The following is a 15,911-nucleotide window of genomic DNA, read 5'->3' as shown; positions in this document are numbered from 1 at the left end:
CGCTGTCCTCCTGCATTTTCTGGTCGTGTGCTGATTTTCCAATCCATTTTTCTTTATAATGCAGCCATTCCAGAGTGCGGACTCTGTCATTGAGCTGACCGCAGCTGTACATCGTCATCAGGTAGACCATGAACTCGTCAAGGGTAATTCCGTTTGGCTTCATTCCGTTTCGTTCATCTGCCTGATTCACCCGTTCGATCACAGCAATGGTAGCCATCAGAGGACGGATGTTGTATCCCTTCCACTCCGGATCATAGACATCTTCTCTCGTCCGAGGATACTTCCAGTCGGTCAATGCCTGAATCATCATCTCTTCATCGCTGATTTTACCTTCCAGCAGCTGATGGCCCCGTTCGGTGATCATCAGCTTCTTGTGATCTTCAAAATCGATCTTCACCAGTCCCAGTTTAAGCAAAGGCTGCATATAAGCGTGCACCGGATATCTGCCGTCTGGATAAATACTGTCTACCAGTTCCTTGATTTGCTCCTCTGTCGCATTACCGCTTTTCAAAAGATTTCTCTGTTCTTCGGAAAGATGGTTAAGCTCCGGAGCTGTCACACGTCTTTGAACAAGGTTCCGAAAATATCTGCCCCTTGTTTCCTGATTCCATTCTGCTCCATCCACAGAACAGAGGCACTCCAGCATATCTACCACACAATCCATATTCTTCATACTGCTCACCAAAATCCAACATCTCTTCAAAAGCAAAGTATCCATGCTTTATTCCTCCTTAATAATATTTTTATTTGAGATGGAATCTTACTTTTGATTTTCCTATCTCTACTTTAAGTAAGGAGGAATCTTCTGAAAGCATGGCACAATTTTTCCAAAAGAATCACAAAAAAATAAGGCTTCCATGATGGAAGCCTTTGGTCATTCTGAAAGAGATTTCTCACTTTTGTCGATTCTTTAGACGAAAGCATTTGACACGTGTCTTTTCGTAGGTTAGAATAGGTGCAGAGCGTGTGTTTACAAAGGAGAGAACAAGATGAAAAACAGAAGAATTTTATGCATGACTGCACTGACGTTAGCAATGCTGTTGGCAATGGGCGGATGCAAACAGGCAGAAGCTAAAGAAGCCAGCACCCAGCCTGTAGAACAGGTTGAAGAAACAGAAGAAACCACCGAAGAACCAACCATTGGAGAATCGACCGAGGAAGAGCTGAAAGCAGAAGCCGAGGCAAAAGCGAAAGCTGAAGCAGAAGCCGCAGCCAAAGCCGAAGCAGAAAAGAAAGCTGCCGAGGAAGCTGCTGCTAAGGCAGAAGCTGAAAAGAAAGCTGCCGAAGAAGCTGCTGCTAAGGCTGCTGCTGAAAAGAAAGCTGCCGAGGAAGTCGCTGCTAAAGCTGAGGCTGAGAAGAAAGCCGCTGAGGAAGCGGCAAAGGCAGAAAAGGAAACTGTTACTGCCCAGGCAGAAACTACAACTTCGGGGGATGGTGCAGTCGAGGCGGCTACACCAGCCGCAGATACTGCAAACTCCAGCGGCTATGCTGTAAACTCCTACGGTAACCCAAGTAACGACATTATTACATCAGGTTTAGTTGATACTATTAACATGTCGGATCCTCAGGTTGCTAGCATAGTAGGTTCTGGTGGCGCAGGTTATCACGGTAGTACACCTGTACCAAATCCATTTGCAACAGTCGAGCCTATCAGCCCATTCATTGGTATGAAAAATCCACCTGCCGATTGGCCAAATCCAGGCAAGTATGGCACTGATGCAGGTGAATATAAGTGGGATTCTGAAACTGGTTGCTGGAGATACTATAATGATTTAGGTAAAGCAACTAGATGGTATATCAGTTTGTATGGATATAAGACAACTCGATCCTCTGAGATCCAAAAATCAGTAGGTAGTGCTACTTATAAAGATGCTGCAGCTTGTACACGTGGTGTTTATTAATAATTGTAGTTAGTAGCTGCAAAAAGGGCTCCCTTCGGGGAGCCTTTTTCTTGTCCTTTTATCGATGGTGTAAATAAAACAAAAAGGAGTTCCCCCGGGAACTCCTTTTTTTACCCTCATCTATATTACATCTGTACAAGTTCTGCAAGTTCTCCCATATCCCCTTCCCGCAGCCAGCGGTCAAAGCCTTCCATCGGGATGAGATAATCCTTACCAATTTTCAGTACCGGAAATCTCTTGCTTTTAATCAGCTCGTATGTCTGGTTTTTGCCGATTCCCAACATCTCTTTAATTTCTTTTACTTTATAGCATCTGCGTGTCATAATGATTCCTCTCTTTCTTTGCAACAAGTTAAATTTGTTTATCATTGAAAGAAAGGAATCTTTCTACCTATCAACAGGACATAAAAATTCCTATTTTTTCCTTATATAAATCTTGCTTTTTCCTCATGATTTTGGAACAATACCTTGGATATTGTACCTTTCATATTTCATTCCTAAACATGAGAAGCTATTCTCGAAATTCCTCTTCACAAGGCTTTCATTTCTTCTATTTTATGATACACTAAAAGTACCAAAATCTTTTTCTATCTGCTATGAAACGTAAAGGAGTATTCTTATATGATTTTAAGTAAAATCCGTATGGAGTTTAGTAGAAAGTTAAGAACAATCCGAAGCCAAAACCACCTCACTCAAAAGCAACTTGCCGACTCTTTAGGGATATCTACAAAAACACTCTCCCACTATGAGCATTACGGAAAACCATGTCCTACTATCATGAAACGAATTACATTAATGTTCCCTGATGAGTTTAACGATTCTCTTTACAAAATACTTGATGACAGACAATTCTTTATTTCTTTCTATGGAAAGCTTCGAGACATTTTTTATTTAGACCAAGAATGCAATTCAAAATATACTCCGGAAAGTATCTTTTTACGGGTAGTTTCTCTTTATTTCTCTACCCGTAACTGGTCAGATAATAAGTATGTCTATAATCATCATTATGCATTGCCTGCCTATTTTGCTCTTCATAAAATTGACATAGACACATTACTCTCTTCCCTATTCCATTATGAACTTTCTTTAGATGAATTTCAAAGAAACACTATTAAATGTCTACAAGATGCAGTATTCCTCCTGACAAATATCTTTTATTTTCAATATCGTCAGGCTCATTTTAAAAATGTCGATAATTCATCTTCTGATTCATCCAATATACCATATACTCCCAATATTCCTCTCATTCTCTCTCATCTCAGAAAAATAACACAATATACTTTCAATGAAGTTTATCAGAAAATAGAGTCTTTTTGTGCAGATTTAGATAAGATAATTAAGGAGCTTTCTAATCAAAAGCAAACTTGGGAAGTTCAAAGTAAAAAAGAAAGATTAGAATATATACTTTCAAGTTTAAAAACTACCCCTCAAAATATTAGAAACTATGAACGTGGAGTTTCATCTCCTTCTATTCCTCTTTTGGAAACGCTGTTCTGGACTTATGGATTTGGTAGCTCTAAAGAATTAATTGACCGCTTTATTAGAGTATACAACAATGAAAACTGCTTTCCAAATTATCCACTTTATATGTTTAACTCTTCCCTCCCTGCTTGTTGTAACGCTTATGTTTATTTAGCTGTTTTACAGCTTTTATTTAAAGATTATCATTTTCCATACACTTCTTTACTTCCTCATTTTGAATTTGATTTAAAACCTCTCTATGAAGCTCTCAATGATAACTATTCTTATGAAACTATCCCTGGAACAGCATTCTATGAAAAACTTGAACAAGAAGCCACATCCCTTGGAATACTTGGTATTGGAGATCACCCTGATAGCTCTTGCCCATGGACTGTTAAGGACCTATCTGACTTATCTCAAGTTCCTCGCTCTACTTTTTATCGCTATTATAAGTTTACTTCTCCTACTCAACCAACCATCCAAAAAATATTGGATATCAGAAACAAGATTGTCCAAAACCCTTGTTTTCCTAATATTGAAGCGATAAAAAATTCACTCTTTTTTTGTACTGATCAATTATTTCAATTTGATTCTTTTGAATTTTTAGATAATAACTATTCGTATCTCATCTTTAACTTGCAGTATTGTTTGCATTCCTTCTCTTTGGGTATTAATCAAGAAAATCAAAAAAACCTAGAAAATCTTTTGTTATCTATTGTCGATATTTCATCTCTTTCCCATTACTTACCTGAAAAGTTTTATGATGATAATATTTTCTACGAACAACTATATGTCAATAAAGGAAATATTGAACCTACAGTTGAAAGATCTCATACAGAAAAAACAAATATAAAAATTGAAGAGAAAAAAACTGAACCTGATAATAACCTACCGATTGATCTTTTTGCAAAAAATATTGCAGAAATCCTTATCCATTCTTCTTTTCTTGATAAATATCTGAGATCCTACCAGATTCCTAAAGATTTAGTGTTATGCTATTCTAAAAATAATACTGAGGAAATGAGTCAAAAAAGAGAATTGCTGATGAATGATCTTATCATGGCAATTACAGCCTCCTATAAACATTCTAAAAAAATCCAAAACCTTCTTAATCAATATCTAAATATCGATGAGAATCCTATCCAAGATTAAAATCGGTAGATCCTAAAATTTTATCTGTTATACTTCAAACGTAAAACTTTTTAGCAAATATAGAACACAATAGAATATGTTTCATTCTTAACTTATATTTTATTTTATTCTATTATATTCTCATCAAGTTGAATATATTCTCTATCTTCTTCTACTCATTCATCACTCACTAAATTTTGATTCTCCTTTCTTTGTTAGATATATATAATATGTTTTTTACTGGAGTTTGGCATATAAAAATTCCAAAAATTTTGCCATTTTGTTGTATTTTTTAAAATAGTTTTGAAAAAAGAATATTTTTACTGCTTTTGATCCCTTTATATTTTTTAAATTTTTCTATGTCACTTCTTATACATTGTATTCTTTATTCTAATCAATAAAAATCCCCTTGGTAAAGCTTCTTCTACACCAAGGGGATTTTAAACGCTAATATATTAGATTACTTCTTCTCACGAATGGCCTTGTCCATTTCCTCAATCAGCTCTTTATGGTTCGGATCAAGAAGATGAGTGTAGACACCAGAGGTAACTGATGTATTGCTGTGACCCATCGCTTTGCTGATATCATACAGCTGTCCACCCAAGGAATTGGCGATCGTCGCAAAGGTATGACGAAGTCCATGCAGAGTGATCTTTGGCAGATCATTATCTTCGATAAACTTGGTAAACAGTTCGGAGATATAGTTTGGTCGATACTTTCTTCCATCAGCCATCACCACAACCAGATCATCCTCCGGTTCAATACCTGCCAGTTCCCTGAGCTTCTCCTGCCGTTCCTTTTCCCTCTTCAAGCATTCCATAACGCTTTCTGGGATATACAGCTCACGAATGGAAGAAAAGGACTTGGTAGTCTTTTCGATCCGCTGACTGCCAGCCATGGTGATCGCCTGATCGATGGTCAATGTACTTTTCTCAAAGTCTACGTTCTTCCACTGCAAGCCGCAGATTTCCTCACGACGCAGCCCCAGAAATGCAGCCAACACAACAATGAGTTCCAGCCGATCCCCTCTCACCTTTTCCAGCAATGTTTTCAACTGCTCAACGCTATAAAATTGAATCTTTGCTTTGGTGTTCTTCGGTGGCTTCACATGGTCGCAGGGATTCCGTACCATCATTTCCTGCTGCACTGCCATCTTAAATGCTGCCTTGAGCAGGTCATGGTGTTTTCTCAGGGTGTTCTGGCTGAGCTTCCCTTCGTTTGTCTTATCTGTATAATACGCCTGAATCTGCATCGGTTTCAGTTCCTGCAGCGGGTACTTTCCTAAAGCCGGATAGATATGATTTTTAAGGATTTGCTCATAGCCATAGATGGTGGTCTTTTCACTGCTGGGACGGATATTCTCAATATACTGACTCAGATAGTCCTGAACTGTCATTTTCGATGGTTGAATAACCGTACCGTTAATATTATCATTCTGAAACTGGTTCCTTGCCCTGATTGCTTCTTCCTTTGTAGAAAAAGTCTTATATTGTTTCTTCCGTTTTCCTGACTCATCTTTTCCATAGTCAAAGCAGACATAATACTTTTTCTTCTCATCATCGTAGGAGATGTTCTTTTCGTTCTTCAGTGCCTTTCTTGCCATGCCGCACCCTCCCCACTCTCGGTTTATATTATGTATAAATAGGAAGATAATTTTCCCATAACTCAATCACTTCTTTTTTCTGTTTTGTCTACCCCTTGTCTACCTTCCATTATCAGGATACCACATTCTTCCTGTTTTGTCTACCTTGTATGTCTACCTGTTGTATGGGTACGTTTCTTAATATACTATATATAGTATATAATGACATAAAAATAGGACTACATCTACAAGATATAGTCCTGAAATTGGTGGAGGCGAGGGGAATTGAACCCCTGTCCGAAAACCTATCCATACATCTTTCTCCGAGCGCAGTTTACCGTTTTCGCCTTACGGCAGTTTCCCTTCACAGAACACCGGCAAACTGGCGTGCTGTGTCGGTAGACTCTGATTCATCGGCAGTACGAGACGCTCCTGCCTGACGTTCACCACTTCATAATGCCCGAACTAAAGCCGTGGTCCTCCCCAGCCGGACAGCTGCTTTTAATTAAGCAGCAACCGCCATTTCGTTATTGAAATTTACGGTTGTAACGTTATTTTTAGCGTTTATATTTAATAAACATGGACTTTTATAGAGGTGTCCGCCTCTGCTCGCTTAATCTACTTCAAAATCCCCGTCGAAAGCCTGTACGCCCCCGTGTTGATTGGTTTATCGAATCCGCTCCTTCATCGCGCGGTCGATGGTGCGCTTGGCATCGCGTTTTGCAATGTCATCGCGTTTGTCATACAGCTTTTTACCTTTGCACAGTCCCAATTCCACCTTGACTCTGGAATTTTTAAAGTACAGGGAAAGCGGAACCAGTGTCAAACCTTCCTGCTTGAGCATTCCATACAGCTTGAGAATTTCACGCTTGTGCATCAGCAGCTTGCGCGGACGAATCGGGTCCTTGTTAAAGATGTTGCCCTTTTCATAGGGGGAAATATGCATCTGCTTGATAAACAGTTCCCCGTTTTGAATGTCACACCAGCTGTCCTTGAGGTTGACCTGTCCCTGGCGCAAAGATTTGACCTCGGTGCCAAACAGTTCGATGCCGGCCTCGTAGGTCTCCTGCACAAAATAGTCATGTCTTGCTTTTCGATTGACTGCGATGGTCTTTGTTCCTGGCTGCCGCACTGTTTGCACCTCCCTCAAAATATGCTAAAGACGTTTTTATTATATCCTACCTCTTACAAAAATGCAAGTGTTCCTGTCAGAAATCATTAAAAGATTTTTGTTAATATATATAAACTTTTCAAAATTTTATTTTACATTATTACAATATATTTTTAACTGACAATCCGCGTTATATTTTTTTACTATGCGAAATGTCATGTTACTTTCCAATTTATATAGTAAATATACATAAAATATTCCTTGCAAAAAGATACAAATGTATTTCTCCATTGTTAAAACTCCTAAAAAAAATTGTCCAAACTTTGCTTTTATGATATAATTTGAAACTATGGAGGGATTTTTTTATGCTTTCGCGAATTCAAGTGGCATTTTTGTTGCCGGAATTTTCGCTTCCTATTTTTAAACAATCTTTGCTTGATACCAAAAATTGTGCTGTATCTTTTCTAAGCTATCACCATCTTCAAGAGCTTCCAAAGCTCTGTTTGCAGCTGGAAAGCGAATATGACGGATTTGTCATTCCTTACCTCTCTGCCAATCGAGTGTTTAAAAAGGGATGCCCCAAATTTTCAAAGCCTGTTGTATTTATCACCGAGGACCTCACCGACCTTTCCCCTGTTTTATTTGAGATGCTGATAAAAAATCGCAGCAGCGACTTATCTCGTATCACAGCTGAGGCATTTTACACCACCTGCAGGCCGGAAGAACAGGTGGATTTTATGGAGCAATTATACCAGATTGATCCACCGGCAGTTCCTTATGAACAGATGAGTTTGGAACAGCTGTGCCAGATTGAAGACGAGTTTGTCCACATTGTCCAAAAGTTGTGGAACAATAAACGGATCGACCTTGTCATCTGTTCCAGCGGTGGAACTGCACAGCTCCTGGAGCAAAGCAGCATACCATACCAGTTGATCTACCCCATGCCGCACCAAATTCAACAGGCACTGGACTTCCTGGTTCACAAAATTATGCTGCGCAGAACCAAAGATTCGCTCTCTGCGGTCATCTCGGTATCTGCATCCGGCTCGGCTGACTCTCAGATGAAACATCTGCACAAATGTCTGATGGACTTTAACCGTGAAAATGTGACCGACTTTCTGCTGCAAAAATCACCGCACGGGTTTGATATCTACACCAATCTCAACACGGTGCGCCGCATTACCAACGGATTTTCCGCCTGCCGTCTGCGCCATTACCTGTGCGAACATCTGGACACCGGCATCTGCATCGGCTACGGCATTGGCAACAGCGTCTCTGAGGCGATGGAAAATGCACAGGACGCCGGACACGAAGCGCGCAGTGGCGGTTCCAGCTACATCATCACCGAGAGCGGCGAACGCATCGGTCCGCTGGACTCCCAGCACATTCTGACATTGCCTGGAGACCCTTCCCCTGAACAGCAGGAGGCAGCGCATCGCTGCGGACTCTCCCCGATCACCATTCAAAAGCTGTGCTCGGTGCTGCAAATTATGCAGACCAACATCATCACCTCGCGGGAACTTGCCTCCAAACTGGATGTGACCGTCGTCAATGCAAACCGTGTACTCAACAGCCTGGTAGAAGGCGGCTATGCTGAAACAACCTTCAACAAAAGCACCATCTCCCGCGGACGTCCGTCCAAGGTTTACCGCATCAACCTGCCTGGCGTGCCAAAAGGAAACGAATAGGACAAAAAAGAGGACCTTTTCAGGTCCTCTTTTTTTACTGTAAACCATTATTTCATGGTATCGCCGATGACACGGAACATGTTGTCGTAGGAAATCTTGTCCAGATCGCTTTCGCTGAATCCTTCCTTGTGCAGGCGGTCGAGCAGCAGCAGTGTCTTGTCGATGGAATCAATTTCCAGATTGCCGCGGATGCCGTCCAGGTCGCCGCCCAGCGCCATGCACTCGATGCCGCCGACATTGCGCAGATGTTTCATGTGGCGGACCATGTCGTCGATGCGGCTGTTGGTTTCGTGAATATCTGCGCCCAAAAATGCCGGTGCATAGTTGAGTCCAATCGCACCGCCGGCCTCCGCCAGCGCACGGATCATCTCATCGGTCAGATTGCGCGAGTGTGGTGTCAGGGCACGGCAGTTGGAGTGGGAAGCAACAAACGGTTTGTGGTTTTCCTTGCAGATGCGGACAACATCCCAGAAGCCGCCGTCCGACAGATGGGAAACATCGACGATGATTCCCATACGGTTCATTGCGTCGATCATCTCCATGCCAAACGGTTTGAGCGGCAGCGCCATCTTCTCCGGTTCAAAGGAGTTTGGATAGCCCAGGCAGTTCTCCATATTCCAGGTGACTGAGATCAGGCGGATGCCCATTTCATACATCTTTTCCAAGCCTTCCAGCGTGCCGCCGATGCCGTTGCCATCCTCCGCAGTGAGGAAGCAGGACAGCTTGCCTTCCTTTTCGTTGCGGATCAAATCCTCACGGTTGCCTGCAAAGGCAGCGATGTCGCTGTGTGCCTCGATGTTGCGGTACAGGCAATCGGACAGTTCCTTCATAAAGGTCATGTCGTCCGGTTTGGTCATGCCTCTGTTTGCAAAGCTCTTTTCCGGCATCAGGCACATGGCAAAAAACTGTCCGGAAAATCCCGCCGAACGCAGACGCTTGAAATCGACCATCTTCTGGTTTTCGTACAAATCCACCTGTTCTCCATAGGCGGTACCCAGCAGGGTATCGCAGTGCATGTCAATCAATTTCATGCTGTATTACCTCCCAATTCATTTTATTCTATATTGTATCATTGTATCTGACTGCATATTGATCTAATGTCCCGTTTCGGTATCATCGCTTAAATCCAAATCACGCACCGTCTGTCTTAACGGCAGGATACTTGCCGCCGAAACGCTCAGGATATCCACACCGATGCGGATAAACCACTCGGTCAGCCGGCTGTCGTCAGCCATATCTCCGCTGACCGCTACCTGAATCCCTGCCTCATGGGCAGAACGGGTGACCATCTCGATCATCCGCATCACTGCGGGATGGCGGGTGTTATAGTAGCTGTTGACCGTTGGATTCTGGCGGTCGACAGCTAAGGTGTACTGAATCAGGTCGTTGGTATCAATGTTGAAGAAATCCACATACTGTGCAAGGTCGCTGCTCAAAATGACCGAGGCCGGTGTTTCCACCACGACGCCGATGCGGACATTGGGATCAAACGGGATGTTCCTTCTGGTCAGCTCTTCCCGTGCAGTGCGGACATGTTCCAAAATCTGCTGCAGCTGTTCGACGCTGTCCACCATCGGGAACAGGATGCTGACCGGTCCATAGTGGGAAGCGCGATAGATGGCGCGCAGCTGGGTCTGGAACATCTGCGGCATCGCCAGACAGATGCGGATGGAGCGGAATCCCAGCGCCGGATTGACCTCCGGCTGACGTCTGCTCAGGTCGATCATCTTTTTGGCGCCGAAGTCCAGCGTTCGTATAATGGTCGGTTTGCCGTTCATCGGGCGGATCAGCTCACGATAGGCGCTGACCTGCTCCTCCTCGCTGGGGAGATCATCCCGCTTGAGGTACAAAAACTCGCTGCGCATCAAACCCAGACCACCTGCATCGCTGCGCAGCACCTGTTCGATATCCAGCGGTTCGACGATGCTGGCATAGAGCTTGATCTCCCGTCCATCGATGGTTCGGTTGGGCTTGCCGATGAGATAGGACATTCCCAGCCGTTTTTCCTCTTCGCGCTGCTTTTTCTCCTGCAGGCGATGCAGGGTATCCTCGTCAGGATCGACATACAGGGTGCCGGTATAGCTGTCCAGCGCAGCCAGATGTCCCTGATACTCGCGGCTGAGCTTTTGGATTCCAAACGCCGAAGGAATATTCCTGTCCTTGATGATGATGGCGCTGTGCGAATTTTCCGAGCCAAACTTGGTGATGATGGCAAGCACCTTATCACGGGGAATCTGGAGTGATTCGCTCGGAACCAGCTCATCCGCCGCCAGAATCGACGGCTCGCTTGGTTCAAAACTCTCCACCTTACCGCAGGTCAGAATGGTCAGCAAACGCTGGGAAATGTCCCGAATATCTGCCGCACGCTGCTTGAGATAGGGGTTCTTAATGCTGGAAAACATCTCATAAAAGGTGTCGGAGGCCTGTTGAACAGCATACTCTGCATTGACGCTCTGGTTTTTGATCACATCCAACACATAACCGTTAAAATCCATATCCTCCAATATCATGTGGTGCGCCTGAAAAATGGCGGCGTTCTCCTGCGAGACCTCCCGCAGTGCCAGCTGATGCAGCAGATGCACCTGGCTGACCGCCTGTTCCTGCGCCTTATGATAGCGCATCATCTCCCGCTGGATGTCCTCGACCTTTTCTCTGTCGATGCGCACCAGCTGACGCTCATAAAACATCAACCTTCCAACCACGATGTCTTTGAAAATACCTGTACCCTTTAATACCAGCATCTGTCCTGACCTCCTTTCTGGCAGTGCTTTTCAATATTGTTTTTATTAGACCACTTTTCCCAAAAATCCGCAAGAGTATTTTCATTATTTTATTGAATTCAGATAAAATCTTTGTCGTTTTTTGTGGTTTATCATCTGTTTTCCCAGTTTTTCCCTGATGAAAATGCTATTTTATATGTAAACTTCCGAAAAAACATCTTTCACCTGTTAGCTATTGACAACTATTTACTCTGCGAGTAAAATGTAAGCTGAGGCTAACTTATAAGGCTATTTCATACTGATATAGAGCGAAAGCAGTTTCGAGCAATGGAAAGGAAGGAAAATTATGACACTGGATCATCTCAAACCAGGTCAGGGCGGCACCATCACTGTGGTCGGCGGACAGGGCGCTCTGCGCAGACGTCTGCTGGACATGGGACTGACCCCAAAAACAAAGGTTCTGGTGCGCAAGGTAGCGCCGATGGGCGATCCCATCGAGCTGTTCCTGCGCGGCTATGTGCTGACCATCCGAGCAGAGGATGCAGCTAAAATCGAGATTGAGGAGGTCGTACAATGAGCTATCTTCTCGCGCTGGCAGGCAATCAGAACTGCGGCAAAACAACGCTGTTCAATGCGCTGACCGGCAGCAATCAGCACGTCGGCAACTTCCCTGGCGTCACGGTTGAAAAAAAGGAAGGTCCAATCAAGCACTACAAAGATGCTGTGCTGGTGGATCTGCCTGGCATCTATTCGCTATCTCCGTACACCTCGGAGGAGGTCGTCACCCGTGACTTTCTGGTGCAGGAGCATCCGGACGCCATCATCAACATTGTGGACGCCACCAATCTGGAGCGCAACCTCTATCTGACTTTGCAGCTGATGGAGCTGAACATCCCGATGATTTTGGCACTCAACATGATGGATGAGGTCCGTGCCAGCGGCAACAGCATCCATGTCAAAAAGCTGTCCGATGCGCTGGGCATTCCGGTCATTCCTATCTCTGCTGCCAAGGGCGAAGGCATCTCTGACCTGCTGGACGTCGTCATCAAGACGGTCAAGGAAAAGAAGCCGACCCAGAAGCTGGACTTCTGTCAGGGAGAAGTCCACCGCGCCATTCACTCCATCGCCCATATCATCGAAGACCACGCCGACGCAGCCGGCTTCCCTACCCGTTTCGCTGCTACCAAGCTGGTAGAGGGCGACGAGCCGATGTTCAAGGCGCTGAAGCTGGACACCAGCGACATCCACATCATCGACCACATCGTCGAACAGATGGAGGAGGACCTTGGCACCGACCGCGAAGCCGCACTGGCAGATATGCGCTATACCTACATCGAGGGCCTGTGCGCACAGTGTGTGGTCAAACATCAGGAAACCCGCGAACAGCTGCGCTCGGAAAAGATCGACCGGCTGCTCACCCACAAATATCTGGGCATCCCGATCTTCCTGTTGATTATGGTCATCATCTTCTGGCTGACCTTCTCGGTCATCGGTGCGCCGCTGCAGGATCTGCTCAGTGCATGGATTGACAGCTTTACCGCCGGACTGGAACGGGTGCTCACCGTCGCCGAGGTAACGCCGTGGCTGACCTCACTGATTATCAACGGCGTCTGCGCCGGTGTCGGCAGCGTTCTGTCCTTCCTTCCAATCATCGTTCTGCTGTTCTTCTTCCTCTCTCTGCTGGAGGACAGCGGCTACATGGCAAGAGTTGCCTTTGTCATGGACAAACTTCTGCGCAAAATTGGTCTGTCCGGACGCTCCTTTGTTCCAATGCTCATCGGCTTTGGATGCAGTGTTCCTGCCATCATGGCAACCCGCACCCTCTCGAGCGACCGCGACCGCAAAATGACCATCGTGCTCACTCCGTTCATGTCGTGCAGCGCAAAGCTTCCTATCTACGGCATGATTACCGCAGCCTTCTTCCCTAACCACGGAGCGTTGGTAATGACCTCGCTGTATGTCACCGGCATCATCGTCGCTATCCTGAGCGGTCTGCTGCTGAAAAAAACCATCTTCCAGGGCAGCTCGGTGCCGTTTGTCATGGAGCTTCCTGCCTACCGTCTGCCGGATGCCAAGAGCGTCCTGCTTCACATGTGGGAAAAAGCCAAGGACTTTCTGCACAAGGCCTTTACCATCATCTTTATCGCTTCGATCGTCATCTGGTTTTTGCAGAGCTTCGACTGGAGACTCAACATGGTCGCTGACAGCGCCAACAGCATCCTGGCTTCGATCGGTTCGATCATCGCACCGATCTTCACTCCACTGGGCTTCAACGACTGGCGCGCATCCACCGCACTCATCACCGGATTCACCGCCAAGGAATCTGTTGTCAGCACACTGACCATCCTGACCGGTGCAGCCAACGACGCAGAGCTGGGTGTTCTGCTGCCGCAGATGTTCTCTCCGCTGAGCGCCTTCAGCTTTCTGACCTTTACCATCCTGTATATGCCATGTGTCGCTGCCTTTGCCGCTTCCAAACGCGAGCTTGGTTCGATGAAGGAAGCGCTGCTGACCGCCGGCTATCAGACGCTGGTTGCCTATATCGTGGCAATGGTCTTTTATCAGGTTGGTTCGCTTATCCTGTAATAACAAAAAACAAAGAGCACCGTTAAACGGTGCTCTTCTTTTTTTGGCAACAAGGACGCCCTTTTCCACCATGGAAAAGGGCGTCCTTGTTTGGTTTATATTAAGGTGGTGGAGAAATCGGTTATTGTTTGCTGATGCTGTGCAGGTATTCTTCCACAGCATCCGGTGTATCCAGCTGCATTGCCTGCTGCTCCACTTCGTTTACCTGTGCCTGAGACCATTCAGAGATGATCTTTCTGGTGTGCAGGATCGACGAGGAGCTGACGCTGAATTCATCCAGGCCAAAGCTCAGCAGCAACGGAATGAGGGCAGGATCTGCCGCGGATTCTCCGCACATGCCGACCGGAATGTGCGCTTCCTTGGCTGCTTTGATGACCATGCGGATGCTGCGCAGTACTGCCGGATGCAGCGTGGTGTACAGCTTTTCAACCTTGGCATTGCCGCGGTCTACCGCCATGGTGTACTGAGTCAGGTCGTTGGTTCCGATGCTGAAGAAGGCCGCCTCTTTGGCCAGCAGGTCAGCAATCAGTGCAGCAGCCGGTGTTTCGATCATCACGCCGACCGCGATGTTTTCATCGTAAGCCAGACCCTCTGCCTTCAGCTCCTGTTTGCACTCCTCGATCAGCGCCTTGGCTGCGCGCAGTTCCTGAATGCCGGTGACCAGCGGCAGCATGATCTTGATGTTGTGCAGCTCAGCGCCTGCACGCAGCAGAGCACGAAGCTGAACCTTATACAGTTCGGTTTCCTCCAGACAATAGCGGATTGCACGCCATCCCAGGAACGGGTTCTGCTCGTGCTCCATCTTGAGGTAGGAAATTTCCTTATCACCGCCGACATCCAGGGTGCGGATGATGACCTCTTTGCCCTTCATGATGTGGGAAACACTGCGGTAGGCTTCCATCTGTTCCTCTTCGGTCGGCATCGCCGGACGGTCCATGAACAAAAACTCGGTGCGGAACAGTCCGATGCCCTCGGCGCCGTTATCCAGTGCACTCTGTGCCTCCATGACGCTGCCGATGTTCGAGTACAGATCATAGTGGTGTCCATCCGCATCCAGGGTTTCCTTGTCTCGGTAGACCGACAGCATCGCCTTTTCGCGCAGCTGTTCCTCCTGCAGCTTGGTGTAGCTGTACAGGGTATCCGCATCCGGCGAGCAGATGACTTCCCCTTTGCCGCCGTCGACGATGGCAGTCTGTCCATCCTCGATCTTGTTCATTACATCGGAAATACCCAGCACCGCAGGGATCTCCAGTGCGCGTGCCAAAATTGCCGAGTGGCTGGTCTTACCGCCGATCTCGGTGATGATGGCGCTGATATTTTCCTTTTTCAGTCCAACGGTCATCGACGGAGTGAGGTCGCGTGCTGCAAGGACGGTTCCCTTTGGAACTGCTGCAATATCCACGCTTTCAATTCCCAGCAGCAGACGCAGCATACGGGTGCGGATGTCGCGGATATCGGTTGCACGCTGACGCATCAGTTCATCGTCGACGTTGGAAAACATCTCGATGAAGGTCTTGCAGACGGTATCCAGCGCGGACTCTGCACAGCTTCCTGCTGCGATGATGTCCTCCATCTGGCTAACCATAAACGGGTCGCTGATCATCATGATCTGACCTGTGAGAATCTCCGACTCCTTCTGGCCGACCCGCTCGCGGACGTCGTCCGCCATCTTCTGGGTGCGCTCGCAGAAGGTGTCCACTGCCGCCTTCAGGCGGGCCTGTTCCTGCTCTTT

General features: G+C 46.2%; 12 protein-coding genes and 1 other RNA gene. 5 read left to right on the top strand and 8 right to left on the bottom strand.

Annotated features, from left to right (window positions below; translation table 11 throughout):
- Positions 1-511, bottom strand: a 511-nt coding sequence (locus Q0L39_RS06905; protein ID WP_296627827.1) for an AlwI family type II restriction endonuclease, incomplete at its 3' end; no start/stop codon positions are given.
- A 478-nt stretch (positions 512-989) separates the two neighbouring features.
- Here Q0L39_RS06905 and Q0L39_RS06900 point away from each other — a divergent pair.
- On the top strand, positions 990-1,901 hold the full coding sequence (locus tag Q0L39_RS06900) for a hypothetical protein (protein WP_296627826.1): 912 nt from the start codon (positions 990-992) through the stop codon (positions 1,899-1,901).
- A gap of 125 nt (positions 1,902-2,026) precedes the next feature.
- On the opposite strand, the gene Q0L39_RS06895 is transcribed toward Q0L39_RS06900, so the two are convergent.
- Positions 2,027-2,224, bottom strand: coding sequence for a helix-turn-helix domain-containing protein (locus Q0L39_RS06895; protein WP_022131732.1), 198 nt, complete (start codon positions 2,222-2,224; stop codon positions 2,027-2,029).
- 297 nt (positions 2,225-2,521) lie between these two features.
- Between Q0L39_RS06895 and Q0L39_RS06890 the strand changes: the two genes are divergently transcribed.
- On the top strand, positions 2,522-4,513 hold the full coding sequence (locus Q0L39_RS06890; protein WP_296627823.1) for a helix-turn-helix transcriptional regulator: 1,992 nt from the start codon (positions 2,522-2,524) through the stop codon (positions 4,511-4,513).
- Between the two features lie 439 nt (positions 4,514-4,952).
- Here the strand turns inward: Q0L39_RS06890 and Q0L39_RS06885 are convergent, their stop codons facing one another.
- The 3 genes from Q0L39_RS06885 to smpB form a co-directional block, all read right to left on the bottom strand.
- Entirely contained in the window at positions 4,953-6,095 is a 1,143-nt protein-coding gene (locus tag Q0L39_RS06885; protein ID WP_296627822.1) for a site-specific integrase, read from the bottom strand.
- 246 nt (positions 6,096-6,341) lie between these two features.
- Positions 6,342-6,729, bottom strand: a transfer-messenger RNA (tmRNA) gene (gene ssrA / locus Q0L39_RS06880).
- Between the two features lie 12 nt (positions 6,730-6,741).
- A complete protein-coding gene (gene smpB / locus Q0L39_RS06875; protein ID WP_296627820.1) occupies positions 6,742-7,206 on the bottom strand; it encodes an SsrA-binding protein SmpB in 465 nt (154 codons plus the stop codon).
- A 716-nt stretch (positions 7,207-7,922) separates the two neighbouring features.
- On the opposite strand from smpB, the gene Q0L39_RS06870 reads away from it, so the two are divergent.
- A complete protein-coding gene (locus Q0L39_RS06870; RefSeq protein ID WP_296627818.1) occupies positions 7,923-8,873 on the top strand; it encodes a hypothetical protein in 951 nt (316 codons plus the stop codon).
- 47 nt (positions 8,874-8,920) lie between these two features.
- Here Q0L39_RS06870 and Q0L39_RS06865 read toward each other — a convergent pair whose 3' ends face one another.
- Together Q0L39_RS06865 and ptsP (Q0L39_RS06860) are read right to left on the bottom strand one after the other, a co-directional pair.
- Positions 8,921-9,904, bottom strand: coding sequence for a membrane dipeptidase (locus Q0L39_RS06865; protein ID WP_296627817.1), 984 nt, complete (start codon positions 9,902-9,904; stop codon positions 8,921-8,923).
- A gap of 63 nt (positions 9,905-9,967) precedes the next feature.
- Positions 9,968-11,614 (bottom strand): phosphoenolpyruvate--protein phosphotransferase, encoded by a 1,647-nt coding sequence (ptsP, locus tag Q0L39_RS06860; protein WP_296627815.1) that lies wholly within the window; start codon positions 11,612-11,614, stop codon positions 9,968-9,970.
- A gap of 325 nt (positions 11,615-11,939) precedes the next feature.
- Between ptsP (Q0L39_RS06860) and Q0L39_RS06855 the strand changes: the two genes are divergently transcribed.
- The gene (locus Q0L39_RS06855; RefSeq protein WP_296627813.1) at positions 11,940-12,170 is read left to right on the top strand and encodes a FeoA family protein; all 231 of its coding nucleotides are present in this window, start codon (positions 11,940-11,942) and stop codon (positions 12,168-12,170) included.
- A complete protein-coding gene (gene feoB, locus Q0L39_RS06850) occupies positions 12,167-14,179 on the top strand; it encodes a ferrous iron transport protein B (protein ID WP_296627812.1) in 2,013 nt (670 codons plus the stop codon). Before Q0L39_RS06855 ends, feoB begins: the two co-directional genes overlap by 4 nt.
- Positions 14,180-14,300: 121 nt before the next feature.
- Here the strand turns inward: feoB and ptsP (Q0L39_RS06845) are convergent.
- On the bottom strand, positions 14,301-15,911 hold a 1,611-nt coding region (ptsP, locus tag Q0L39_RS06845; protein WP_296627810.1), incomplete at its 5' end, for a phosphoenolpyruvate--protein phosphotransferase.

The sequence above is a fragment of the uncultured Negativibacillus sp. genome (genome assembly GCF_944388365.1).
Lineage (GTDB): Bacteria > Bacillota > Clostridia > Oscillospirales > Ruminococcaceae > Negativibacillus.
This window is presented reverse-complemented; position numbering and strand designations above follow the sequence as displayed.

What these genes read in the sequence shown, in the direction of transcription:
- feoB (WP_296627812.1), top strand. Translation starts at nt 12,167, where the DNA reads ATGAGCTATCTTCTCGCGCTGGCAGGCAATCAGAACTGCGGCAAAACA.
- Q0L39_RS06895 (WP_022131732.1), bottom strand. Translation starts at nt 2,224, where the DNA reads ATGACACGCAGATGCTATAAAGTAAAAGAAATTAAAGAGATGTTGGGA.
- Q0L39_RS06870 (WP_296627818.1), top strand. Translation starts at nt 7,923, where the DNA reads ATGGAGCAATTATACCAGATTGATCCACCGGCAGTTCCTTATGAACAG.
- Q0L39_RS06890 (WP_296627823.1), top strand. Translation starts at nt 2,522, where the DNA reads ATGATTTTAAGTAAAATCCGTATGGAGTTTAGTAGAAAGTTAAGAACA.
- ptsP (WP_296627815.1), bottom strand. Translation starts at nt 11,614, where the DNA reads ATGCTGGTATTAAAGGGTACAGGTATTTTCAAAGACATCGTGGTTGGA.
- Q0L39_RS06900 (WP_296627826.1), top strand. Translation starts at nt 990, where the DNA reads ATGAAAAACAGAAGAATTTTATGCATGACTGCACTGACGTTAGCAATG.
- Q0L39_RS06865 (WP_296627817.1), bottom strand. Translation starts at nt 9,904, where the DNA reads ATGAAATTGATTGACATGCACTGCGATACCCTGCTGGGTACCGCCTAT.
- Q0L39_RS06885 (WP_296627822.1), bottom strand. Translation starts at nt 6,095, where the DNA reads ATGGCAAGAAAGGCACTGAAGAACGAAAAGAACATCTCCTACGATGAT.
- Q0L39_RS06855 (WP_296627813.1), top strand. Translation starts at nt 11,940, where the DNA reads ATGACACTGGATCATCTCAAACCAGGTCAGGGCGGCACCATCACTGTG.